Origin of the sequence: Streptosporangium sp. NPDC050284 (assembly GCF_044459525.1) — a bacterium.
Classification (GTDB): domain Bacteria; phylum Actinomycetota; class Actinomycetes; order Streptosporangiales; family Streptosporangiaceae; genus Streptosporangium.
The window spans coordinates 62840-85495 of the sequence record NZ_JBITIZ010000007.1 but is presented as its reverse complement, the minus strand read 5'-3'; the positions used below and the strand labels follow the sequence as shown (position 1 = coordinate 85495).

Sequence of the window (22656 nt, the reverse complement as noted above, 5' to 3'; positions counted from 1 at the left end):
GCGCCGGAGCCGATCGGTGGCCTTCGCGCGTCACCTGCTGCCGTAGTTGTAGAGCGGCCTGTTGGGCGGCTCGGGGGTCGGCGCCGCGACGTTCACGACGGCCACCGAGGCTCCGATCGCCAGCACTGCCCCTACCGCCAGAGCGGCAACCACTCGCAACACCCGAGTCTCCCTCCAACGCGCGGTCGTGCGGTCTGCCTGACAGTAGAACCTGATACAGGTAGTCAGCTAGTCAATCGGGGAAAATGTGTGGAAAATGCTACTAGCTGGTAAACCTTGTTGTGGTCGCATCTCAGAGGATCAGATGCGGTACAGGACGAGCTCCTGACCGGCGAAGATCAGCCGTGCGCCGGGGAGTCTGGAACGGAACAAGTTCTCGCTCGACCTCTGGATCAGCACGTGGCTGATCCCCTCCGCGGCCAGCGGCCCGGTCAGCGGGCCGGCCCCCGCGAGGATCGCGCCGACCCTGCGGGCCCTCGGATCCTCGCCCGCGAGGACGAGCGTACGACCGTCTCCCAGCCCGACCGGCAGACCGTCGTTCCAGACGACCTCGCGCCGGAAGGACTTGACGGCCGGGTCGAGCACCACCCGGCCCCCGTTCCAGCCGAACGCCCGGTAGGCCCCCCACGGCAGCGTCAGCAGCGCCCCCGGCGCGGGATCCGCGTCCACGACGCTCCGCACCCCGGACCAGTCCGGGGGGTAGTCGACCGCGACCAGCCGGCCGAACGCCCCCATCGCGAAGGTGGGCAGCACCAGCAGGGGCAGCACGAGCATGCCGGGACGGATCACCGGGGACAGGCGCGCGGTCACCGCGGCCAGGCCGACCGCCTGCAGCAAGGCGAAGGGGACGAGATAGAGCTGCCCGTCGCGGAGCGGCCCGAAGCCGGGCCACAGCCCGACCAGCGTCTCCACCGCCCCCGGCAGGAAGGCCCCGGCACACGCCACCGTCAGCCCCGCCACCGAGGCGACCGTCAGCCCACCCCAGTACGCGGGCCGCCCACCGTCCCGCCCTCCGCCGGCGCCCCGGCGACGTCCCCCCTCCGCGCCCGGCCCGCCCCCGAGCGGGCCCCGTCCGTTCCCCGCATCCGGCCCACCTCCGAGCGGGCCCCGCCTGTTCCCCGCGACCGGCTCGCCCCCGGCCACGCGGCCCGCCGGCGGCCACCCCCTCGCGAGGAGGGCGTACCCGGTCACCGCCGCCACGGCCACCGCGAGCCGGACGAGGGCCGACCACCAGGTCTCCTGTCCCGGTACGGCCGCTCCGGAGTTCCACACGCCACCGAGGGTGAACAGGCTGCCGAGGGTGCCCAGCGGCCCGTCCGCCCGTGGTGCGAAGGCCCGGACCCCGGCCGGATCGGTGACGGCGGAGCTTCCCAGCGCCGGAACCAGCCACGGCAGGCTCAGCACGGCGACGGCGAGCAGGGCTCGCGGCGCCCGGCGGCCCGCCACGGGCACGACCGACATCGCCGAGACGAGCATCGCCTGGAAACCCCCGATCGCCGCGGGGATCAGCGCGAGGACCGTCCTCCACATCCCCCCTCGGGTGACCGCGCGCACCGCCCACGGCAGGCCCGCGTACCCGAGCAGCAGCGCCCACTGGCCGAGCAGCAACCGCTGGGCCAGGTAGACGTTCCAGGCGTAGAAGACCGCGGCGACCAGCCGGGCGACCCGGCGCTCCCCCGGCACCAGGGCCGCGGCGCCCGTCGCGGCGAGCACGAAGATCCCCAGCAGGATCGCCTTCTGCACGATCTGGCCGGGAAGGACCGAGGAGAGCAGGGCCACCACGAGGTCGCTCGGCACGGCACGGGGGAAACCGCCGCTCTGCGCCGGGATCGGCGGGTCGGGCACGAACACCATGTCGTAGCGGAGCACGAAACCGGGACCGAGCGCGGGCCAGAGCGCGAGCGTTCCGAGGACGAGCCCCACCAGGGCCGGAACCAGGAACGACGCGAAGACGTGCCCCGCGGCCGGGTGCGGGACGGGGGTGCGGGGGACGAGCGCGCGGGAGGCGAAGGCGCGGAGGGCGGAGGCGCGGGAGGCGGACACGCGGGGGGCGCGAGGGGCGCGCACTACGGGACGAGGGGACGGAACAGCACCATGTTCACGTACTCGCCGCCGGGCCTGACGAGACGGGAGATGAAGCTTCGCTCCACCTCGCCGACCGCCGCCGCCTGGTGGGCGGCCAGGTCGAAGCCGTCCAGCGGAACCCAGGTGCCGCCGGTGAGGACGGAGCCGGTGTAGCCCCACTCCGCGAGCTGGTCGACGACCAGGCCGATGTCCTGGTGTCTGGTCTCCAGCTCGACCAGCAGGACGGGCCGGTCCCGGTGGACGGTCCGCGCGGCGCCGCGCAGCGCGGCGAGTTCGTGGCCCTCCACATCGACCTTGATGAACCGGACGTCCTTCAGGTCCAGCTCGTCGATGGTGACGGTCGGGATGTCCACCGGCGCCCCCTCCCCCTCGCCGTGGACGAGCGAGGCCGTGGCCTCCGCTCCCCGCCCGCCGCCTGGTATCCACAGCCGCGCCGTGCCCGAGCTGTCCGAGGCACCCGCCGCGATCACCCGGACGTCGGGAAAGGTCCGCCCGAGCAGGGCGGCCAGGCGGGGGTTCGCCTCGATCGAGACGACGTCGCAGCCGAGCCGCCGAAGCCTCGCGGTCCACGGCCCGTACCAGACGCCCACGTCGACGGCGGTACCGCCGCGTGGCACGAACTCCTCGGCACGGGCCAGTTCGGCGTCCAGCCGGGGATAGACCCGGCGGATCACGGCGCCGAACCAGCGCAGCGGGATCGCGCCGGCCACGGCGCTCCGGACGACCACACCTGGCCGGAACCGCATTGACATGCGCGAATCCTAACCGAAGGGGTCAAACCCGACCTGTACTGAAATAACCAGTCTTGACCTGCGGTGCCCGCCCGCAGGATCACGGGCGGGCGAGAACGCGCCCCCTCAGCTCACTTTCCCGGCTCGGGGTCGCGGGGCAGGCCGAGCATGCGTTCGGCGATGATGTTGAGCTGCACCTCCGTGGTACCGCCGTAGATCGTCATGGCCCGGGTGGAGAGCACCGCGCGGTTCCAGTAGCCCGCGTCGCCGAGCTTCATGTCGGCGGCGATGACGGCCGAGGAACCGAGCAACGAGACCGCGCACTCCGAGACGTGCTGGGCGTGCGAGGTGGACAGGAACTTGCGGACCGAGGCGTCGGCGCCGGGCTCCTGGCCGGTCAGCTGCTTCAGGGTCACCCGCAGTCCGAGCGCGGCGATCGAGTGGCCCTCGCAGACCACCCGGGCCAGTTCCTGACGCTCGGCGGGGGTCAGCCCCCTGCCGAGGCGCCCGGTCAGGCCGAGCAGGTCGGGGACGGACGATCCGGTGCCGCCGGAACCGGAGGAGAGCGAGACCCGCTCGTTGGACAGCGTGTTCCTCGCGACCTTCCAGCCCTGGCCGACCTCGCCGACGACGAGCTCGTCAGGGACGAACACGTCGTCGAGGAAGACCTCGTTGAACAGGTTCTCCCCCGTCATCTCGGTGAGCGGCCTGACCGTGACGCCGGCCCCCTTCATGTCGACCAGGAAGTAGGTGATGCCCTCGTGCTTGGAACCCTCGGAGGAGTTGCGGGCGATGCAGATGCCCCACTCGGCGAAGTGCGCCACCGAGGTCCAGATCTTCTGGCCGTTGAGCCGCCAGCCTCCCTCGACCTTCTCGGCCTTCATCTGCACGTTCGCCAGGTCGGAGCCCGCACCGGGCTCGGAGAAGAGCTGGCACCAGATCATCTCGCCGCTCAGCGTGGGCGGCAGGAAGCGCTCCTGCTGCTCGGGGGTGCCGTACGTGACGATCGAGGGCACCACCCAGGCACCGATGATCATCTGGGGCAGCCTGACCTTCGCGGCCTTGAGCTCCTGGAAGATGAGGACCTGCTCCAGCGGCTTGGCGTCGCGCCCCCAGGGCCTGGCCAGGTGCGGCATGACGTATCCGGCGCTCGCCAGCGCCCGCTTCTGCTCCTGGCCCTCCAGCGCGGCGATCCCGGCGATCTCGGTCCGGATGCTCTCGCGCAGCTCGGCGGCCTCGTCGGGCAGCTCGATCTCCAGCTCCCGGCTCACGCCGTTCAGTGCCAGCTCCGCGACCTTCTCCGCCCACTCCCCCGAGGAGCCGAGCAGGGCGCGCAGGGTGAGCGCGCGCCGGTAGTACAGGTGGGCGTCGTGCTCGTAGGTGTAACCGATGCCGCCGAAGATCTGGATGGCGTCCTTGGCGCAGAGCACGGCCGCGTCGGGGGCGACCACACCGGCGATCGCGGCGGCGTACGCCCGTTCGTCGGCCGACACCTCGGTGCCGCCCGTCACCTCGACGGCGCGGACGGCGTCCCACACGGTCGCACGGGCCTGCTCCAGAGCGACGAGCATCCGGGAGGCCTTGTGCTTGACCCCCTGGAACTGCCCGATCGGGCGGCCGAACTGCACGCGCACCTTGGCGTACTCGGCGGCGGCGGTCACGCACCACGACGCGACGCCCGCGGCCTCCGCGCCGAACAGGATCGCGGCCAGATCGAGGACCTGCGAGCCCCGCAGCCGGTCGAGGACCCGCCCCGACGGTACGGTGACCGCGTCCAGCTCGACCTTGGCCACCCCCCGGGTGAGGTCGAGCGACCTGACCGGGGTGACGGTCGCCGCGGAGGCGTCCACCGCGACCCACTCCTCGCCGCGGTCGGTGCTCACCGGGAGCACCAGGACGTCGGCCGACGCGCCGCCCAGGACCGGCTCGGCGACGCCGGCGATCGTGAGGGTGCCGTCCTTCGCGCGAGTGCCGGTGATGGAGGCGCCCAGCGCGACCGCACCGGTCAGCGTGCCGTCGGCGAGACCGGGCAGGAGCTCGGCCTGGGCCTTGCCGTCGGAGGCGAGGATCACGGCGCCGGCGAGCACCGTGGGAACGTACGGGCCGGGGGCGACGCGCTCGCCGAGGGCCTCGACGGCGACGGCGGTCTCCAGCAGGCCGTAGCCGCTGCCGCCGTGCTCCTCTGGGATGTGCAGGCCGAGCAGGCCCTGGTCGGCCAGTCCTGCCCAGAAACCGGGGCGTTCCTCACCCTCCGCCGCGACGGCGGCGCGCACGGTCTCGGACGGGATGTTGCGCTCCGCCCACCTGGTCACCGACTCCCGGAGCGCCTCGTGCTCCTCGCTCAATCCGATCGCCATGACAGCCTCCAGACAGGGTTCAATGACAGAACCATATTCTAGAAGGTACTTCCATCACAACGCACGAGATCATCTTCCGGGCACGCGATCTCGCGCCGTGGACAATCAGCGAAAATCTCGCCCGCCAAGGCCCTCGACCTCCGACTCCCCGCGAGCCGGGCGGACGGCGCCCGTACTGTGCCCGCCCGTCGGTCTCCCCCGTGAGCCGGGGACGGACGCAGAAGAGTGTCAGAGGGCGCGGACGCTCGCCATCAGCGGAGCGATGTCGGCCCAGAGCCGCTTGCGCCCGTCGGGCACGGTCACGAAGAGCATCGAGGGCTTGCGACGGCCGACGTCGATCACGGCGAGCGCCGCCTGCGAGGTGCGCTTCTTGCCGTTGACCTCATAGGTGACCTTGTAGGCGAGCAGCCATCCCTTGCCTCCGGCGGGCCGCTGCGAGGCGGTCCAGTCGACCTTGCTCCCCGCGGGGTGGTGGCTGCGGATCGTCCACCTCACCGCGTTCAGCGCCGCCCTGCGGTAGTCGGCGTCGCTCTTGAGCGCCTTGGCCGGGGTGGCGCCGGGCAGGGGCCCCGAGGCGATGACCGTGCGTGGCAGACGGGTCGCGCCGACCTGCTGACCGGCCGAGAAAGACGGCACGGCCTTGCTCTCCCACGGCGCCCCCAGGCTGGCGTAGGTGAGCGCGGACCTCGTGTCGGTCACCGCGCCCAGCACCGTACTCGGCGTGCCCGGCAGGACCCGCAGGGCGGTCGCGCCCGGCAGGGCCGGCAGTGTGATCGGCGAGACGGTCGGCGAGGGCTTCGCGGCGGGCATCACGGCCCTGCCGACCCCCGCCGGGTCCTTGGGCTGGTCACCGGAGAACAGGACGAAGATCAGGGCCACGATGACACCGGTGAGGACGGCGGCACCCAGGCTGTAGGCCAACCGGATCGGGATGTCGCCGATCCGCATCAGCAGGCCGCCGGGCCTCTTCGTCCCACCCCGCGCCTGTGACCCGCTCTGCGCCTCCGGCCGGTCCTGCGCGCCGGACTCCGCGAACACGCCGGGCCGCCGCGCCGCGCCGGGCCACCCGGCCGCCGTGCTCTGCCCGTCGCTCTGTCCACCGTCCTGCCCGCTGCCGCGCCGGTCGCCCTGCCCCGCGCGCTGCCCCCCGGCCGCGCCCGCCAGAGCCCCTCCACCTGGCCGGCCGGGCATACCGCTCCGATCAGGGCGCCAGAGCCCCGCGGAGCCGCCTACCTGCCTGACCGGGATCGTCCCGAGACCGCCTGACTCGCGCACCTGGTCGGCGTCCTCCTGCGGCTCGTCCCGCCCGTCGCCCGACGCCGTGCCCGGCGAGGATTGAGGACGAGGGAACGATCCAGGAGACCCGGAGACCAGAACGGTCTCCTCGCCGTCGCCGATGGGAAACCTCCGGGGCACCCGGGGGCTGATGATCGAGCCGTCTTCGGCGGGTATGGCGGGTATGGGAGCCGTGGGCGCCTCGTATGAGGGGATGTATCTCTCATGAGAGCGCCCGGAGGAATTGCCGCCGACGTCCGCCATACGCGCCAGGTTATGTCACCTCGGAAAGATTCGACGCATCGTCGTTTATTACGCTTCGGCCACGGGAGGCACATCCGCCCAGGTGACCGCCTTTTCCGCTCCATGAACAGAATGTCACTCCGCTGGTCCCGGCATGGGGTGCGCGAGGGGTCGACGCGCCCACGATCGGGCGAGCTTAGCCGCGACAACCCTCACAAGGCGTATCTTCCTCCCTGAGCTGGGCAAATACCCTTGCATGGGGGGATCAAAGACAGGCGTCGCGCTACTGGCCGCCGCCGTTACACTCGCGGGCTGCGGTCAGAGCCCGGAACTGCGAACATCCCGGACGGTCGGCTCACCCGGCGCTCCCACACAGAGCGCGCCGGCGAGCACCTCCGCCGAGGCATCCCCGCCGGGCTCTCCCGAGCCCACGTACGTTCCGGACGCCCTGGAGGCCGCGTACGAGCGGACGATCGCCAAGGTACTGCCGTCCATCGTGCAGATCACCACCGACAACGGCCTCGGCTCGGGGGTCGTCTACGACGACGCCGGGCACATCATCACCAACGCCCACGTGGTCGGGAACGCCAGGCGCTTCGAGGTCACGCTCGCCAGCGGTGGCGCCCCGCGCACGGCGAGGCTGGTCGACTCCTTCGAGCTGGGCGACCTGGCCGTGATCAAGGTGGAGGACCCGACCGGGCTGAGGCCCGCCGTCTTCGGTGACTCCTCCAGGCTGCGCGTCGGTGAGATCGTGATGGCGATGGGCAACCCACTGGGCCTGTCGGGCAGCGTCACCGACGGGATCGTCTCGGCGCTGGGCCGCACGATCACCGAACCCGGGGGCGAGGGCTCGCCGGGCGCGACGATCACCGGGGCCATCCAGACATCCGCTCCCATCAACCCGGGCAACAGCGGCGGCGCCCTGGTCAACCTCAGGGGCGAGGTCGTCGGCGTGCCAACCCTGACCGCCGTCAACCCCGAACTCGGCAACGCCCAGGCCCCCGGCATCGGCTTCGCGATCCCGGCCAACACCGCCAAGGACGTCGCCACGCAGATCATCAGGGACGGCAAGGTCACCAACACCCGCAGGGCCGCGCTCGGCGTCGTCGTACAGACCGTGATCGACATGAACGGACAGCCCGCGGGCGTCAGCGTCGTGCGGGTACAGAGGAACAGCGGCGCGGAGAGGGCCGGACTCAAGGCCGGAGACCTGATCGTCTCGGTCAACGGCACCCCCACCCCGTCGACCCAGGAGCTGGCGACGGTCCTCGCGCAGCTCAAGCCCGGCGACGACGCGAAGGTGGAGACCCTGCGCCCCAACGGTTCGACGACCACCGTGGCGGTTCCCCTCGAAGAACTCCCCGGCTGATCCCGGTGCCCCGCGGCAAACCGCGGGACACGCCCGGATCCTGCTCGGCCACCTCGGGGGCACGACGGGAACACCTCGGAGACACGTCGACCGCCTGGCCGAGGATCGGCAGCCCGATCCTCGGCCGGTTCAGGTCGGTTCGGGATGATTCAGGTCAGTCCGGGCTGACTCTGGCCGTTTCCGGGCAGGCCGGTCCGGGACGGGCAGGCCGGTCCGGATCAGTAGGGCAGGACACGGTCGGTGAAGGACTTGGCCACGAAGGGGGCCTTGAACTTGGGGAAGGCGACCGTCTTCACGTCGCCGTCGGAGGTGTAGCGCTCGTCGGCGTTCGCCTTCAGCCAGTCGAGCCAGGCCACGGAGCAGAACTTCGCGCAGTCGCCCTTCTTGTCCATCGAGCGGATGCGCGGGATGCCGAGCGGGTCGAACTTCTTGTTGAACGGTGACATCGCCGGGGTGTAACCGGCGAGGAAGACGCCGCCGTAGTCGTAGGAGACGTCGCCCGAGGAGCCCTTGCGTCCCCACTCCTTGCCGTCGGGCTGGTTGCCGTACGGCAGGGCGAGCGTGACCGGCGGCACCTTGATCAGGTCGGTGATGAGCCGGTGGCCCGACGCCACCTCCGCGTTCACCGCCTTCTTCGGCTTGCCACCCAGGCTGAGATGGTCGCGGGTGTGGTTGCCGATGTCGAAGCCCTTCTCGGCGAGCCAGAGGAGCATCTGCGCCCCCTCCTCGGGCGTCGCCTTGCCGAACATGTCGCGCGTCACATAGAACGTTCCAACCCCGCGGAAGCCCGGGCGTGCCTTGGCGACCTCCTGGAGGATCGCGACGGCGGTGTTCGGCTTGGGCAGGCCCATCCCGTCCAGATCGAACTGCGAGGGCGAGGAGTCGTCGAAGGTGAGGACGACGGGGTGCTTGCCCGCCGGGATGTCGATGCGCCCGGTGACGAACTCGGCCGCGGTGATCGCGACGTAGTCCTCCTTGGCGAGCCGCTCCAGCTCGGTGCGGAACTGCTTGGGTGTGCGGTCGTCCTGGGTGGAGGGTTTGTCGACGATCCGGTGATACATGAGGACGGGCACCTGCCCGAGCTCGTTGGCCTTGACCTTGGCGGCGGCCTCCGTCTTGGCCTTGAGGAGGTTGGCCTGCGAGGCCGCGGCGGCCGACGCCTTCGCCGCCGCCGCCACCCTGGCCTTCTGTTCGTCGTTCTCATCCGACCCCGTCGATCCGCATCCGGCCAGCACGGCTCCCGTCGCGACGACGGCCACACCGGCCCTGCACATTTTGAGACGGCCCATCGAATTCCTCCAAGCGCATGAAGATACGCTTCTCATCCCCCTCTGACCTGCGAGTTGACCTCCGTACCCGGCAAAGGTTCCCGCCTGAGCGGCCCTTGGCGGCACCTTGGAGCACGGTGCGGCCCGGGAAAAACGAGGGCATTCTCACGTGGGGTCCCGGAAGGTGACGGGATTCTTACCCGATGGATACATCGCAAGTAGAGGCATAGGGGCATGTTTCGGTGACGTTGCCAATTACTTAGATTGTTGACCAAAAGTCAACAATCTCGTCAGGAAATCGTTGACTGCCCTGGAATTCGTGCCTACCGTCCGAGCATCCGGAGCGGCGCCGTGAGGGGGAGATATGGCAGAACGCCGGAAAAACCGGGATCTTCTTGGTGAGATGGCAGCCGAGTTCGTGGGCACCATGATCCTTATCCTGTTCGGGGTGGGGGTGGTGGCCCAGGTCGCGGCGGCCGAGATCGGCGACCACGACAGCATCGCGTGGGCGTGGGGACTCGGGGTGACCCTGGGCGTCTACGTCGCGGCACGCACCAGCGGAGCCCACCTCAACCCGGCCGTCACCGTCGCCCTCGCCGCCTTCAAGGGTTTCTCCTGGCGCAAGGTCCTGCCCTACGCCCTGGCACAGACCGCGGGGGCGTTCGTGGCGGCGCTCATCGTCCGCTTCAACTACAGCGAGGTGCTGCAGAAGGCCGACCCCGGGCTCACGATCAAGACCCAGGGCGTCTTCTCGACCCTGCCGGGCAACGGGACCCTGCCCATCGGCACCTGGGGCGCCTTCCGCGACCAGGTCATCGGCACCGCGATCCTGCTCCTGCTCATCCTCGCCGTCTCCGACGCGCGCAACTCGGCGCCGATGGCCAACCTCGCCCCCTTCGTGATCGGCCTGATCGTCGTGGCCGTCGGCATGGCCTGGGGCACCAACGCGGGGTACGCCATCAACCCCGCCCGCGACTTCGGGCCCCGGCTTGCCTCATACCTCACCGGGTATGAGACCGCCTGGCAGGATCAATACGGCCAACTCTACTTCTGGGTGCCGATCGTGGCGCCGGTGGTCGGAGGACTGATCGGGGCGTTCCTGTACCAGGTCCTGATCTCCAGGTTCCTTCCTCCCGAGGAGGCCGAGCCCGAGGTGGGACGGATGCCGTCCGACGAGAAAGCCGACACCGCCTGAACGGGAGCGGAACGACAACCACGGCCGAGAACCGTTACGGGGAGAGCGGCAGATCTCCCGGAGAGTCTCACAGAGGAGGCACCATCCATGCCCGACTTCGTCGGAGCCATCGACCAGGGAACGACGAGCACCCGCTTCATGATCTTCGATCACGGCGGTAACGAGATAGGCCGCCACCAGCTCGAACACGAGCAGATCCTGCCACAAGCCGGGTGGGTCGAGCACAACCCCACGGAGATCTGGGAGCGCACCAGGGCGGTGATCGAGACCGCGATGAACAGGGCGGGACTCTCCGCCTCCGACCTCGCCGCGCTCGGTGTCACCAACCAGCGCGAGACCGCGGTGGTCTGGAATCGCAGAACCGGGCGCCCGTACCACAACGCGATCGTCTGGCAGGACACCCGTACCGACCGGATCGCCTCAGCCCTGGACCGCGACGGCAGGGGCGACGTCATCCGCCACAAGGCAGGCCTGCCCCCGGCGACGTACTTCTCCGGCGGAAAGATCCAGTGGATCCTGGAGAACGTCCAGGGAGTGCGCGAGGCGGCCGAGGCCGGAGACGCGATCTTCGGCAACACCGACTCGTGGCTGCTGTGGAACCTGACCGGCGGCCCCGACGGCGGCGTGCACGTCACCGACCCGACGAACGCCAGCCGCACGATGCTGATGGACCTGGAGACCCTCGACTGGGACGACGAGTTGCTGTCGTTCTTCGGCATCCCCCGCCAGATGCTGCCGGCCATCGCCCCCTCCTCCCACCCCGGCCTGTACGGCACCACCCTGGCGAGAGGCCCGCTGGGAGGCGAGGTCCCGCTCTCCGGCGACCTCGGCGACCAGCAGGCCGCCACCGTCGGCCAGGTCTGCTTCGGCGTCGGCGAGGCCAAGAACACCTACGGGACCGGCAACTTCCTGCTGCTCAACACCGGCACCGAGCTGGTGCGATCCCAGAACGGCCTGCTCACCACCGTCTGCTACCGCTTCGGCGAGGAGCCTCCGGTGTACGCGCTCGAGGGTTCCATCGCGGTGACCGGCTCCGCCGTGCAGTGGCTGCGCGACCAGCTCGGCATCATCTCGGGGGCGTCGCAGAGCGAGGCGCTCGCCCGGCAGGTCGAGGACAACGGCGGCGTCTACTTCGTCCCCGCCTTCTCCGGCCTCTTCGCCCCGTACTGGCGATCCGACGCCCGGGGCGCCATCGTCGGCCTGTCGCGCTTCAACAACAACGCCCACCTCGCGCGGGCCACCCTGGAGTCCATCTGCTACCAGAGCCGCGACGTGGTCGAGGCGATGCGACAGGACTCGGGCGTCGCCCTCGACGTCCTGCGCGTCGACGGCGGCGTCACCGCCAACGACCTGTGTATGCAGATTCAGGCCGACATACTCGGCGTGCCCGTCTCCCGGCCCGTAGTGGCGGAGACGACCGCCCTCGGTGCCGCGTACGCGGCGGGGCTCGCCGTCGGCTTCTGGAAGTCGACCGACGAACTCAAGCAGAACTGGCAGGAGGGCCGCCGCTGGGAGCCCCAGTGGTCGGACGAGCAGCGGGCCGACGGCTACGCGCACTGGAAGAAGGCGGTCGAGCGCACCCTCGACTGGGTCGACGTGTCCTGAACGACCGGCCCCCGGTCGCGGGTACGACTTCGCTCGCCGACGGGACCCCGGTCGCGGGTACGGCTCCGGCAGTGAGCGGGATCCCGGTCGCGGGTGGAGTCCCGGTCGCGGGTGGAGTTCCGGTCAGGTGGCGACGAGGAGCGCGCCCAGCCGCTCGACCGTGGGCCGGGACTCCACGTGCAACCGGGAGACGTCCAACCCCTCGTCGGCGAGCACGACGAGCAGCGCCTCCTGACGCACGGCGTAGACGACGATGTACCCGCTGCGACAGCGGGTCACCACCTCACGAAGCTCCCCCATGCCCACCTCGTAGCCCGTCCGCTTGCCCAGGCCGAGCGTGGCGGCGGCCAGTGCCGCCAGCACCTCCGGCCTCGGCCCCTCGCTGTCGGCCGCGACGAGCAGCCCGTCCACGGACGCGACGGCCGTCTCCATCACGCCGGCCACCTGATCGCGCAGGATCTTCAGCTCGGCGAGCACCGCTTGCCTGGTCATCGTGTTCCTTTCAGCGTGGAGAACCCCGCCTTTAGGCGTGGGAAGAAAACGCGGCAAGACACCGCACGGGTTGTCGGCATGTGCGTGCGGTGGCGATAACCAAGCCGCCGCACATATGACCCGCACCACCCTCGCCGCCGGGCAGGCGGAGAGGAAAAACGCCTGTGGGGCTGGTGTAAGACCTCAATGGGGAGAGTTTTCCTCCTGGCGGGCAACCGGCGACGAAGCAGGAAACCCGACCCGTGAGGGTTGGAATCCCCTGACTTCAACCGTGGGGAGAAAATCAATCACCCTCCGATTCCCGGGAGGGCGGAGACGAGGGCAGCGGCAGGGACCGGAGGGCGAGGAGTGGCCGGGAGGGGATCGGTCCTCCCCCGGCGGCGGCCAGCATCTCATTGATCTTGCTGTTGCCCGGATGGCGGCGCGGCAGCCGGGAGGCCGGACTCTCGTCCGGGTCCTCCGCCGCGGGCTCGGGAGCGGGCGTCACCTCCCCCGCCGGGGAACCGCCGAGGTCGAGCACCCCCTCCTCGACCATCCTCGCGATCTCACTCATCACCGCGAACAGGCCCTTGCCCAGGACGAAGGCGATGTCCCGCGGCGTCCGGCGCCCGTTCGCCCGTTCCAGGACGGCACGGCGGATCCGGTCCGCGCCGAGCAGCGTGGGAACGGAGACGGCCGGGGGCACGGGCCTGACGCGCATGGACAGGCCCAGCCGTCGCCAGGTCTCCACGTACCCCGTGCGGCGCGCGGTCTCCCGTGCCAGCCGTTCGTGCCCGATCCCCGGCAGGACGGGCAGCAGCGGCTGGCGGTCGCCGGGTCCCACCGGTTCGGCGGCGCATGACTCGACGCCGTACAGGACCATGGCGAACACCGCGTCGAAGAGCGCGGCCAGACACACCGCCTCCAGACCCGCCTCGCCGATGACGCCGCGCTCGGCGAGTTCGGCGGCGAGCCGGTCGGAGGGGGCGCCGGTCGTGTACGCGTCGGTCCAGTCCTTCTCCGACACCCTGCCCGAGCGCAGCAGCAACGATTCGGGGCCGGGGGCCGCCGGGGTCGTGGCGGCCACCACGAGGCCGTCCCGCACCCACAGCGCTCCTCCCGGGCCTCCTTCGACGCGGAGCACGCCGGAGAACCTCTCGCGGGAGAGCCGCTGCAGGCATCTCCCGATCTCGCCCAGGACCTCCGGCTCCCCGGCGGTCACGCCGTCATCCTGTTCAGGGAAGGGGAGCGGCCGGCCGCTCCACGAGACGGCATCGGCTGGATAGCGGCCGACGACGGCACAGGGTCACCTCTGGTTCTGCTCGCTGAGGGTGAGTCGTTCACGAACGGAATGTGGGCCGGTCTTCACCACCGGATGTCTCCCTCGGCTCTTTCACGGGCGCTCGGACGGGAGACGACGCGATCCCGGCGCCCGCGCACTCCGGACGAGCCGGGAGACGCCCGGACGCGGCACGACACCCCTGACTCCATGGGACGGGACAGGTCATGCCCCCGGCCACGAACTCCGGATATCTCCCCTAATGAGCTGTTCATCCGCTACTAGACCATATTGCACTTCACTAACGGTAGTAGTTAAGTGTACTTTACGTATCGACAGCCACAAACTGCCCCATCTGTATGTCCGATAAGTCCCCTCCTCGGCGAGGCGCCGGGGTGCGGTCGCTCGCCCGGGAAAGAAGATCATGAACATCGAAACCGCCCTCAAGGAGACCATGGCGATCGACGGCGCGGTCGGCGCGGCGCTGGTCGACTACGAAAGCGGCATGTCTCTCGGCACGATCGGTGGAGGCCGCGACCTCGATCTGGAGGTGGCCGCCGCGGGCAACACCGAGGTCGTCCGGGCCAAGGTGCGGACCATGGCCGCGCTGAACATCAACGACTCCGTCGAGGACATCCTCATCACGCTGGCCAGGCAGTATCACATCATCAGGCTCCTGTCCGACAGCGGCGGCCACACCTTCCTCTACCTGGTGCTCGACCGCGACCGCTCCAACCTCGCCCTGGCCAGGCACCACCTCAGGCGCATCGAGTCCGCGCTCACCATCTAGCCGCGAGAGCCACGGGACGGCATCACCACCGGAAGGCGAGTTCACCCGGCGACGAAGGCTTCCGAAGAGCGACCCCGCTGCGGCCAGGAAAAGATGCTGTGGCCAGGAAAAGACGAAGGGCGGCCGAGGCGGCACTGGGCCGACTCGACCGCCCTTCGGCGATCTGTTCCGCGCGGTCGGCGCGGAACGGGGGTGGAGGTGGCGGGAATCGAACCCGCGTCCTTCAACTCCAGGACAGGGCTTCTCCGGGTGCAGCCTGCTGTGCTTTTCTCAGCCCCGGCAATCACGCAGGCAAGTTGCCGACGGGCTCAGCCACTGTAAGATTTCCCGATCTTCCCCGTGGCCGGGTCGATCGGTTGAGCCTCCTAGCGATGCCGGATCCGGGCCGGAGGCGCTCCCGGGCCGGCAGAAGTCACTCGCTGCTTAGGCGGCGAGTGCCAGGTTGCCCTGGCTGACTTCGGAGTGCGTCTTATTGGCACTTGTTGGTCGCGGTCACAGTGTTAACGAGGTTATGTCCGCAGTCCTCGACCCGCTTCACCTGGCTTGAAAAGCCAAAGTCGAAACCAGTCACCCCCTGTTGAGTTTTCAACGCGACCCCGAGGGGTCGAGCCATCCGAAGATACCTCCTACAACACGGCCGACGCGAATCGAATTCCCGCGCGGCGTCAGGAGCCCCGAACGCCGAAACCCCGGGGACACCCGCGAATCGCGAGCGTCCCCGGGGTCGACCGGCAGGGTCGAGCCGGTTCTGACGGCAGGGCTTCCCCCGAGATGAAGCCCTGTCCCATCACTGCGACCGGGTCCGCAACCCCCCGAGCGGGCCCGGTCACTTAGAAGGACGCCAACAAGACACCCAATGGTTGCTCAGGGTGAAAAAATCAGTGCGGAACGTCACAACCCCGCGTGAAGCCCCTGGAAGAACCTCCCCGCGACGGCCGCACCGGCCGTGGCGTCCGAGCTCTGCGTCAGCACGGCGACGGCGACGTCCCCCTGCCACCCCACGAACCAGGCGAGCGGCTTGCGTTTCTGCGAGGCGACGGCGGTGATGCCGTGGACGGGGTCGCCGGGTGCCGCCGCGGCACGCGCGGAGCCCACCGTCACTCCACTGCGCATGAAGGTGCGGAGGGTCTCGACCGTCTTGTCGTCCAGCTTGACCGGGTCCGGCGCCTTGGACGGCTTGGCGTCGGGTGTGGAGTCGGCGACCTCGGGCTCGGTGACCAGGACCGGCGGGCGCCAGGTGCCCGAGGAGACGGCTCCCGCGACCAGCGCCATGGACAGCGGGCTGACCAGGACGTTCTGCCCGGCGATGGCCTTGGCCGTGGCCGCGTCGTTCTTCAGCGGTTTCATGGAGCCGCTGAACGACCTCAGCGGGAGCGTCCACGGCGCCCCGATGCCGAACTTCGCGGCGTCGGCCGCCAGCTCCGCGCCGTCGATCCTGCGGGCCAGCGCGGCGAGCGCGGTCACGCAGCCGGTGGCGAAGTTGGCCTGGATGCTCGGCGAGCTCCCCGCGGGCGCACCCTCCTGGTGGAACGCGGCCCCCCCGACGGACCTGTCGGCCGGACAGGCCATCTTCTGCCTGGGGTCGATCTTCGCCTTGAGCATGCCCCCGACGGTCATGATCGAGAAGGCGGTCCCCGCGGGGAACCTCCCCGCGAGGGCGTGCCTCTCCTGGTCGTACTGCTCGGTGCTGGACACCGCCAGGATGTCGCCGGTCGAGGCCTGGACCGCGACCAGCATGCCGGGAGCCCCACCGCCGAGCAGCGCGCTGTCGGCCGCCTTCTGGTGGGAACGGTCGAGCGTGGTCTGCACGGGCGAGGTGGAGCGGTCGGGCCGCCACTTCTTGAGCTCGGTCACCTTGAGCGTCTTGAGATCGACGATGATCACACGTGTGTCGGTCGAACCGGTCAGATGCTCCTGGTACGCCTTCTGCAGACCGGCCCTGCCGACCGTGTCCCCGGCCCGCTGCGGGCCGCCGAGCTGCTGCTCGCTCTCCGGGGTGACCGCGGTGACGGTGCCGACGATCTGGGTGGGCGAGGCGGGGGCGACCGCCTGCTCCTGCGCGGAGAGGGTGATCCCGGGGATCGCCTCCAGCTGCGCGCGCAACTGCCCGAACTTCGTACGACCGAAGGTGACCAGGGGGACCTGGAGGTTGGGCGGCGCGGAGCGGATCCGGCTCAGCAGGCGGTCCTGGGGGAAACCTGTGATCTTGGAGAGCTTCTCGCAGAGCTCGTCCGCCTGGCCGCTCTTCAGGGTGGCCGGGACCACGCTCGCCACGTGCAGGACGGCCTTCTCCTGCAGCGGGTCACCGTTGCGGTCGAGGATCGGCTGACGCCCCTCGGGGGTGACCTTCACGGCGAACCGCTCACCCTCGCGCAGCTGGGGGTGCAGGACACTGGGCGACCAGCGCACCTTCCATCGGCCGTCGACCAGGTGGAGCGGCAGCACGCCCTCGTACTCCCACAGGGGGTTGTTCTCCCCCAGGTCGACCTCGGCGTCGAAGTCGGCCTCGACCTCGTCCGCCGCGCGCCGCATGCTCGTGACGTCGAAACGGAACGAGGCCGCGTCGAGTTGGAGCTTGGCGTCCTCCAGCGCCCGGCTCACCACCTTCTCGTCGCCGTCCGTGCGCCTGGCCGCGGCGGCGTAGTCGCCCGTCTGCCAGCCGATCAGGAAGTCGCGCACCGCCTCGTGAGCCGAGGGCTCCTCTAGGCACGCGGACAACATGGGAGTCGTCACCGCCAGCGCGAGCGCCGCGGCGGTGGCTCGCCGGGCCTTGCCCCTCACGATCACCTGTTCCTGTGCCTGAGCGCGCGCGCCATCTCCCGCTTGGCCTGGTTCTCGGCCAGCGTCTGCCGCTTGTCCCAGTCTTTCTTTCCCTTGGCGAGGCCGATCTCTATCTTGGCCCTGCCGTCCTTGAAGTAGATGGCGAGCGGCACCAGGGTGAGCCCGCCCTCCTTGGTTTTGGAGACCAGCTTGTCGATCTCCTTGCGGTGGAGCAGAAGCTTGCGGGTTCGGCGCGCGGCGTGGTTGGTCCAGGTCCCCATGGTGTATTCGGGAATGTGGACGTTGATCAGCCAGGCCTCGCCGTCCTTGATGACGGCGTACCCGTCGAGGAGGGAGGCACGGCCGAGCCGCAGCGACTTGACCTCCGTGCCCTGGAGCACGAGGCCGGCCTCGTAGGTGTCCTCGATGTGGTAGTCGTGCCAGGCACGCTTGTTCTGAGCGATTACCTTCCGCCCGGTCTCACGTGGCATGTCTGGAGCCTACCGGTGACCGGGGTGTCGGGCCGCGCCCGCGAGCGCGGGCGAGGCCCGGAGCGACGTACGGACGCGCCACGCCCGCGGGGCGTACGAGGACACGGGAGCGTCACACCCGCAGGTAGCGGCGGAGCGTGACGAAGGACGCCAGAACACAGATGAGCACGCCGAAGATCATGGTGATACTGATCACCGAGGCGACCGTCTCCCAGGACAGCTGGCTGTTGGGAGAGAGGTAGAGCTGCACCCCGTCGAAGAGGAAGACCTTGCTGATGATCAGCAGTATCGCGGCCATCACACCGCCGATCAGACCGGCGATGACGCCCTCCATCACGAAGGGCAGCTGGATGTAGAGGTTGGAGGCCCCCACCAGCCGCATGATGCCGGTCTCACGCCTGCGGTTGTACGCCGAGAGCCGCACGGTGTTGCCGATCAGCAGCGTGGCCGCGAAGACCAGGATGATGGCCACCACCAGGGCCGCCCAGCGGAGCTTCTCCAGCAACCCGAAGAACTTCTCCAGCAGCTCCCTCTGGTTCACCACGTTGGAGACCCCGGGTGCGCCCTTCACCGCCTCGATCACCGCCGCGTAGGCGTCGGGGTCCTTGAGCTTGACCCGCAGCGACTCTGGCATGTCCTCGACCTGGATGGCGGAGAGCAGCACGGTGTTGTTGGCGTTCTGTGCCCGGAAGTTCTTGTAGGCCTGGGCCGCGTCCTCCACGTCGACCTTCTCGACCTGGGGCATGGCCTCGATGTCCCCCTTCAGCGCGGCCCGCTCCTGGGCGTTCACGCCACCGCTGCCCTTGCACTGCGGGAAGGGGTCGTCCTTCTTGCACAGGAAGACCGAGACCTCGACCTTGTCCGCCCAGAAGTCCTTCATGCTGGAGATCTGGGAGTTGATCATCAGACCGACGCCCAGCAACGCCATGCCGATCGCCACGGTCACGATGACCGCGATGGTCATCGTGAGGTTGCGGCGGAGGCCGATCCAGACCTCGGAGAAGATGAAGTTTGCCCGCATGCTCTTCCTGTCGCTCTATCCGGTCCTGGTGTCAGTACGCCTGGCCGTACACGCCTCGCGACTGGTCACGGACGATCTTGCCGTCCTCCAGTTCCACCACCCGCTTGCGCATGGAGTCGACGATGGCCGCGTCGTGCGTGGCCATGACGACCGTGGTGCCGGTCCGGTTGATCCGGTCGAGCACCTTCATGATGCCGATGCTCGTCGCGGGGTCGATGTTTCCGGTCGGCTCGTCGGCCAGCAGGATCATCGGCCGGTTGACGAACGCGCGGGCCATCGCGACCCGCTGCTGCTCGCCACCGGACAACTCGTCGGGCATCCGATGTGCCTTGCCCTCAAGGCCGACGAGCTCGACGACCTCCGGGACCACCTTACGGATGAAACGCCGGGGCTTGCCGATGACCTCCAGGGCGAACGCGACGTTCTCGTACACGTTCTTGTTCGGGAGCAGCCGGAAGTCCTGGAAGACACATCCGATCCGGCGGCGCAGGTGTGGAATCTTGAAGTTGGACAGTCGGGCGAGGTCCTTGCCGGCCACGTGGATCGCGCCCGAGTTCGGGCGCTCCTCCTTCAGGACCAGGCGGAGAAAGGTCGACTTCCCGGACCCCGAGGGGCCGACGAGGAACACGAACTCGCCCTTGTCGACATCGACGCTGACGTGGTCCAGCGCGGGCCGGTTCTGGTTCGCGTAGACCTTGGTGACATTATCAAAATGGATCACGGGCGCATCACGGCATGCCAGTCTAGGGGTTAGGACGGTCGCAGGAGTGGCAGAGGGCCACTTCCGCCTCTCGCCGGCCGGGGGGCGCCGGTCTTTGCTCTTGATCGACGTTCCGGTTGGCCGGAGCCCAGTCTAGGGGGAAGACTGACATGGAAAGCCCATAACGGAAACAAAACGATTCGGCGCCCGGTAACGACCGCATAAAGTAGTTCTGACCTCGACGAGGGAGGACATCATGAGCTGTGAAGACCTGGTCTGCGCGGGGTGCGCCCACCCCGTGGCCGAAGGCCGCTGCCCCCGCTGCCGCGCGTACCGCGAGCGGATGCACCAGCACACCTTCGGGGGCATGACCCCCGCGCTCCTGTCGCTGGTGCTGATCGCGCTCTTCTTCCTCACCCTGGCCTTGAAGCACCTCAGCGGCGCCTGACACGCCCGTCCGAGGCCTTTTCCCGGCTCGCGCGGGAGAACCGCCTCACGGGCGCTCAGAAGCGCCCGTGAGCGAGGACTCCGACCTGTCCGGGGCCGGAACACGGTCTCCCTGCCGACTCCCGGCTCACCGGGAGTTCCCGCGGGCGTCCGTCCTTCGGGGACGAGGGCCCCGGATGCCGGCGAGCAGCCGTTCCCGCTCGTCCATCCCCCGGGGACGAAGACCGAGGGTGTCCGCCCATGTCCGGCCCTCGGGGACGGGAGAAGAACGTCCTAGTCGTCGGCGCCCGACTCCTGGCGGCGGGTCCAGCGGATCTCGGCCTCGATGAAGCCGTCCAGGTCGCCGTCGAGCACCCCGCTCGGGTTGCCGTCCTCGGCGCCCGTCCGCAGGTCCTTCACGATCTGGTACGGGTGGAGCACGTAGTTACGGATCTGGGTGCCCCACGACGTGGTCGACTCGCCCCGGATCTCGTTCAGCGCCGCCTTCTCCTCCTGGCGCTTGCGCTCCAGCAGCTTGGCCTGCAGGACCGCCATCGCGGTCGCCTTGTTCTGCAGCTGCGAGCGCTCGTTCTGGCAGGAGACCACGATGCCCGTGGGCAGGTGGGTGAGGCGGACCGCGGAGTCGGTCGTGTTGACGCCCTGGCCGCCGGGCCCCGAGGAGCGGTAGACGTCGACGCGCAGGTCGTCCTCGTTGATGTCGATGTGGTCGGTCGTCTCGACGACCGGCACCACGTCGACGCCCGCGAACGAGGTCTGCCTGCGCCCCTGGTTGTCGAACGGGCTGATGCGGACCAGCCGGTGGGTGCCGTGCTCGCCGCGCAGCGTGCCGTACGCGTAGGGGGCCTTGACGGTGAAGGTCGTCGACTTGATGCCCGCCTCCTCCGCGTAGGAGGTCTCGTAGATGTCGGTCGGGTAGCCCTTGCGCTCGGCCCACCGTAGGTACATCCGCTGGAGCATCTGGGCCCAGTCGGCCGCGTCCACACCGCCCGCCTGTGACTGGATCGTGACGACCGCCTCGCGGGCGTCGTACTCCCCGGACAGGAGGGTGCGGACCTCCAGGGCGCCGATGTCGCCCCGCAGGGACTCCAGCTCGCGGTCGGCCTCCTCCCGCGTGTCGTCGTCCCCCTCGTCGGCGGCGAGTTCGTACAGGACGGAGAGGTCGTCCAGCCGCTGCTCCAGCGACTCGATCCTGTTGATCTCGCCCTGGAGATAGGAGAGCCTGCTGGTGACCTTCTGCGCGCGCTCCTGGTCGTTCCACAGGTCGGGGGCGGCGGCCTGATCCTCCAGCTCCTCGATCTGCTTGCGCATCGCGCCAAGGTCGAGCACATCCTGGATGCTGTTCAGCGTCCCGGTAAGCTCGTTGATCTGTTCTGCCGGATCGATGAGTGCCACGTCTGTAAAGGGTACGCGACCTCCGAACCCCATCGTGTACGGCAGGCTCCCCCACCATGGCTAGCATGGCCCGCATCGGGGAGTATCGGGAGGTGTACGTGCGCGAAAACGGGCGGCAGGGTGTGCTCGCACTCGCGCTGGCGTTGATCACCGCGACCGCGGCGTGCTCGGGTTCCGGCGACGGCCGGCCCGAGCGGAGCCCTTCGGCCGACGCCGTCACGCCGACCGCCCGTCCCACGGCCACCCCCTCGCCGCCCCCGGTCACGCTCGCCGAGGCGAAGAGGGCTCTCGCGGGCGTCGTGGGCGCCGACGGGGTGCTGGGGGCGGCGACGCCGCACCTGGACGCCGACCGCAGGCTCATGCTGGAGCAGACCCGCGACGGGCAGGAAGCCCTCACCATCGCGGCCTTCAGCGGCTCCGCCGAGGACCTTCCCCACTACACGTGGGGCACTCCCCGGCTGCTCGTCCCGCGCAACCAGCAGGGTCCGCTCTGGTTCGCCGCGTTCGTGGACCGCGAGGAGTCCTCGGGCGAGGTGCGCACCGCCGTGCTCACCCTGATGCGGCAGGGCGGTGAGGACTGGCGGGTCAGCTCGACCTCCCTGCTCGACGAGGGCGTCCGGCCCCCGGAGGTCGTCACGGACACCGAGGGGTACGCGACGGCGCTGGGCGAGGAGGACGCGACGGTGGCGATCAGCCCGCGCCTGATGGCCCCGCTGCACGCGACCTCGGCGGAGGAGGGCGAGCGGGGGTTCGCGACGGGGCTGATCGAGGAGGGCCCGCACACCACGGGGCTCGCCGACGAGATCACGAGGAGGCGCGCGGAGGAGAAGAACAACTGCCTGGGCTACGACTCGATCTTCGCGGCGAGCGACTACCCGGTTCACGCGCTGCGCACCGCCGACGGCGGCGCTCTCGTCCTCTACTCCCTCATCAGGACGACGACACGGTCGATCAAGGTCACGCCGTGCGGGTCGGACACCCGTATCCCGCCCGAGGCCAGGAAGCTGACGAAGGAGCGGTTCATCCTCAAGGAGTTGCGCACGGTGGAGACGCAGCTGTACGTGAGCACGGTCCCGGCCAAGGACAGCGGCCACGCGGCCAAGGTGATCGGCTATCTCGGCGGCCTCACCAAGGTCATCGTGAGTTAGGGAGCCGGCCGGGTGACCGTGTGGCGCGC

At 69.7% G+C, this 22656-nt stretch carries 19 protein-coding genes and 1 other RNA gene; 6 read left to right on the top strand and 14 right to left on the bottom strand.

Annotated elements, in window-relative coordinates; genetic code table 11:
* Positions 1–30: 30 nt before the first annotated feature.
* From ACIBH4_RS17940 to ACIBH4_RS17920, 5 genes are all read right to left on the bottom strand, one after another.
* On the bottom strand, positions 31–162 hold the full coding sequence (locus tag ACIBH4_RS17940) for a hypothetical protein (RefSeq protein ID WP_362504120.1): 132 nt from the start codon (positions 160–162) through the stop codon (positions 31–33).
* A gap of 138 nt (positions 163–300) precedes the next feature.
* Positions 301–2067 carry a hypothetical protein gene (locus ACIBH4_RS17935; protein WP_362765809.1) on the bottom strand — a complete coding sequence of 589 codons (1767 nt, stop codon included), beginning with the start codon at positions 2065–2067 and terminating at the stop codon, positions 301–303.
* Complete coding sequence (locus ACIBH4_RS17930) at positions 2067–2837, bottom strand: FkbM family methyltransferase (protein WP_362504114.1); 771 nt, start codon at positions 2835–2837, stop codon at positions 2067–2069. The genes ACIBH4_RS17935 and ACIBH4_RS17930 overlap by 1 nt, the downstream gene beginning before the upstream one ends.
* Positions 2838–2947: 110 nt before the next feature.
* Positions 2948–5173 (bottom strand): acyl-CoA dehydrogenase, encoded by a 2226-nt coding sequence (locus ACIBH4_RS17925; protein WP_362504111.1) that lies wholly within the window; start codon positions 5171–5173, stop codon positions 2948–2950.
* A 228-nt stretch (positions 5174–5401) separates the two neighbouring features.
* Positions 5402–6712: a hypothetical protein gene (locus ACIBH4_RS17920; RefSeq protein WP_362765806.1), complete on the bottom strand. Its 1311-nt coding sequence runs from the start codon at positions 6710–6712 to the stop codon at positions 5402–5404.
* Between the two features lie 235 nt (positions 6713–6947).
* Between ACIBH4_RS17920 and ACIBH4_RS17915 the strand changes: the two genes are divergently transcribed.
* The gene (locus ACIBH4_RS17915) at positions 6948–8060 is read left to right on the top strand and encodes a trypsin-like peptidase domain-containing protein (RefSeq protein WP_362504105.1); all 1113 of its coding nucleotides are present in this window, start codon (positions 6948–6950) and stop codon (positions 8058–8060) included.
* Between the two features lie 218 nt (positions 8061–8278).
* Here ACIBH4_RS17915 and ACIBH4_RS17910 read toward each other — a convergent pair whose 3' ends face one another.
* Positions 8279–9349 carry a polysaccharide deacetylase family protein gene (locus ACIBH4_RS17910; RefSeq protein WP_362504102.1) on the bottom strand — a complete coding sequence of 357 codons (1071 nt, stop codon included), beginning with the start codon at positions 9347–9349 and terminating at the stop codon, positions 8279–8281.
* 343 nt (positions 9350–9692) lie between these two features.
* Here ACIBH4_RS17910 and ACIBH4_RS17905 point away from each other — a divergent pair, with 343 nt between their 5' ends.
* Both ACIBH4_RS17905 and glpK read left to right on the top strand, forming a co-directional pair.
* Positions 9693–10523 carry an MIP/aquaporin family protein gene (locus ACIBH4_RS17905; RefSeq protein WP_362765803.1) on the top strand — a complete coding sequence of 277 codons (831 nt, stop codon included), beginning with the start codon at positions 9693–9695 and terminating at the stop codon, positions 10521–10523.
* An 87-nt stretch (positions 10524–10610) separates the two neighbouring features.
* Entirely contained in the window at positions 10611–12128 is a 1518-nt protein-coding gene (gene glpK, locus ACIBH4_RS17900) for a glycerol kinase GlpK (RefSeq protein WP_362504096.1), read from the top strand.
* A gap of 123 nt (positions 12129–12251) precedes the next feature.
* Here the strand turns inward: glpK and ACIBH4_RS17895 are convergent, their stop codons facing one another.
* Together ACIBH4_RS17895 and ACIBH4_RS17890 are read right to left on the bottom strand one after the other, a co-directional pair.
* Positions 12252–12620, bottom strand: coding sequence for a roadblock/LC7 domain-containing protein (locus tag ACIBH4_RS17895; protein ID WP_350946534.1), 369 nt, complete (start codon positions 12618–12620; stop codon positions 12252–12254).
* A gap of 283 nt (positions 12621–12903) precedes the next feature.
* Complete coding sequence (locus tag ACIBH4_RS17890) at positions 12904–13821, bottom strand: DUF4388 domain-containing protein (RefSeq protein ID WP_362504092.1); 918 nt, start codon at positions 13819–13821, stop codon at positions 12904–12906.
* Between the two features lie 481 nt (positions 13822–14302).
* On the opposite strand from ACIBH4_RS17890, the gene ACIBH4_RS17885 reads away from it, so the two are divergent.
* A complete protein-coding gene (locus tag ACIBH4_RS17885) occupies positions 14303–14668 on the top strand; it encodes a hypothetical protein (protein WP_399172405.1) in 366 nt (121 codons plus the stop codon).
* 190 nt (positions 14669–14858) lie between these two features.
* Here ACIBH4_RS17885 and ssrA read toward each other — a convergent pair.
* The 5 genes from ssrA to ftsE all read right to left on the bottom strand — a co-directional run bounded on the left by ssrA (position 14859) and on the right by ftsE (position 19661).
* Positions 14859–15243: a transfer-messenger RNA gene (gene ssrA / locus ACIBH4_RS17880) on the bottom strand.
* Between the two features lie 316 nt (positions 15244–15559).
* Positions 15560–17449, bottom strand: coding sequence for a penicillin-binding transpeptidase domain-containing protein (locus ACIBH4_RS17875; protein ID WP_362504089.1), 1890 nt, complete (start codon positions 17447–17449; stop codon positions 15560–15562).
* A 2-nt stretch (positions 17450–17451) separates the two neighbouring features.
* Entirely contained in the window at positions 17452–17919 is a 468-nt protein-coding gene (gene smpB, locus ACIBH4_RS17870) for an SsrA-binding protein SmpB (protein WP_344922291.1), read from the bottom strand.
* Between the two features lie 112 nt (positions 17920–18031).
* A complete protein-coding gene (ftsX, locus tag ACIBH4_RS17865; protein ID WP_350946531.1) occupies positions 18032–18940 on the bottom strand; it encodes a permease-like cell division protein FtsX in 909 nt (302 codons plus the stop codon).
* A gap of 31 nt (positions 18941–18971) precedes the next feature.
* Complete coding sequence (gene ftsE, locus ACIBH4_RS17860; protein ID WP_012888192.1) at positions 18972–19661, bottom strand: cell division ATP-binding protein FtsE; 690 nt, start codon at positions 19659–19661, stop codon at positions 18972–18974.
* Between the two features lie 235 nt (positions 19662–19896).
* Here ftsE and ACIBH4_RS17855 point away from each other — a divergent pair, with 235 nt between their 5' ends.
* Complete coding sequence (locus ACIBH4_RS17855) at positions 19897–20088, top strand: hypothetical protein (protein ID WP_362504082.1); 192 nt, start codon at positions 19897–19899, stop codon at positions 20086–20088.
* A 272-nt stretch (positions 20089–20360) separates the two neighbouring features.
* Here the strand turns inward: ACIBH4_RS17855 and prfB are convergent, their stop codons facing one another.
* Complete coding sequence (gene prfB / locus ACIBH4_RS17850) at positions 20361–21479, bottom strand: peptide chain release factor 2 (RefSeq protein ID WP_362765800.1); 1119 nt, start codon at positions 21477–21479, stop codon at positions 20361–20363.
* A gap of 65 nt (positions 21480–21544) precedes the next feature.
* On the opposite strand from prfB, the gene ACIBH4_RS17845 reads away from it, so the two are divergent.
* Positions 21545–22627, top strand: coding sequence for a hypothetical protein (locus tag ACIBH4_RS17845; RefSeq protein ID WP_362504078.1), 1083 nt, complete (start codon positions 21545–21547; stop codon positions 22625–22627).
* Positions 22628–22656: the final 29 nt, after the last annotated feature.

Bases quoted from the DNA above. Each gene is read 5' to 3' on its own strand.
- smpB (WP_344922291.1), bottom strand. From the start codon at position 17,919: ATGCCACGTGAGACCGGGCGGAAGGTAATCGCTCAGAACAAGCGTGCC.
- ACIBH4_RS17885 (WP_399172405.1), top strand. From the start codon at position 14,303: ATGAACATCGAAACCGCCCTCAAGGAGACCATGGCGATCGACGGCGCG.
- ACIBH4_RS17930 (WP_362504114.1), bottom strand. From the start codon at position 2,837: ATGTCAATGCGGTTCCGGCCAGGTGTGGTCGTCCGGAGCGCCGTGGCC.
- ACIBH4_RS17905 (WP_362765803.1), top strand. From the start codon at position 9,693: ATGGCAGAACGCCGGAAAAACCGGGATCTTCTTGGTGAGATGGCAGCC.
- ACIBH4_RS17845 (WP_362504078.1), top strand. From the start codon at position 21,545: ATGGCCCGCATCGGGGAGTATCGGGAGGTGTACGTGCGCGAAAACGGG.
- ACIBH4_RS17855 (WP_362504082.1), top strand. From the start codon at position 19,897: ATGAGCTGTGAAGACCTGGTCTGCGCGGGGTGCGCCCACCCCGTGGCC.
- ACIBH4_RS17925 (WP_362504111.1), bottom strand. From the start codon at position 5,173: ATGGCGATCGGATTGAGCGAGGAGCACGAGGCGCTCCGGGAGTCGGTG.
- ACIBH4_RS17910 (WP_362504102.1), bottom strand. From the start codon at position 9,349: ATGGGCCGTCTCAAAATGTGCAGGGCCGGTGTGGCCGTCGTCGCGACG.
- glpK (WP_362504096.1), top strand. From the start codon at position 10,611: ATGCCCGACTTCGTCGGAGCCATCGACCAGGGAACGACGAGCACCCGC.
- ACIBH4_RS17915 (WP_362504105.1), top strand. From the start codon at position 6,948: ATGGGGGGATCAAAGACAGGCGTCGCGCTACTGGCCGCCGCCGTTACA.
- ACIBH4_RS17920 (WP_362765806.1), bottom strand. From the start codon at position 6,712: ATGGCGGACGTCGGCGGCAATTCCTCCGGGCGCTCTCATGAGAGATAC.
- ftsX (WP_350946531.1), bottom strand. From the start codon at position 18,940: ATGCGGGCAAACTTCATCTTCTCCGAGGTCTGGATCGGCCTCCGCCGC.
- ACIBH4_RS17895 (WP_350946534.1), bottom strand. From the start codon at position 12,620: ATGACCAGGCAAGCGGTGCTCGCCGAGCTGAAGATCCTGCGCGATCAG.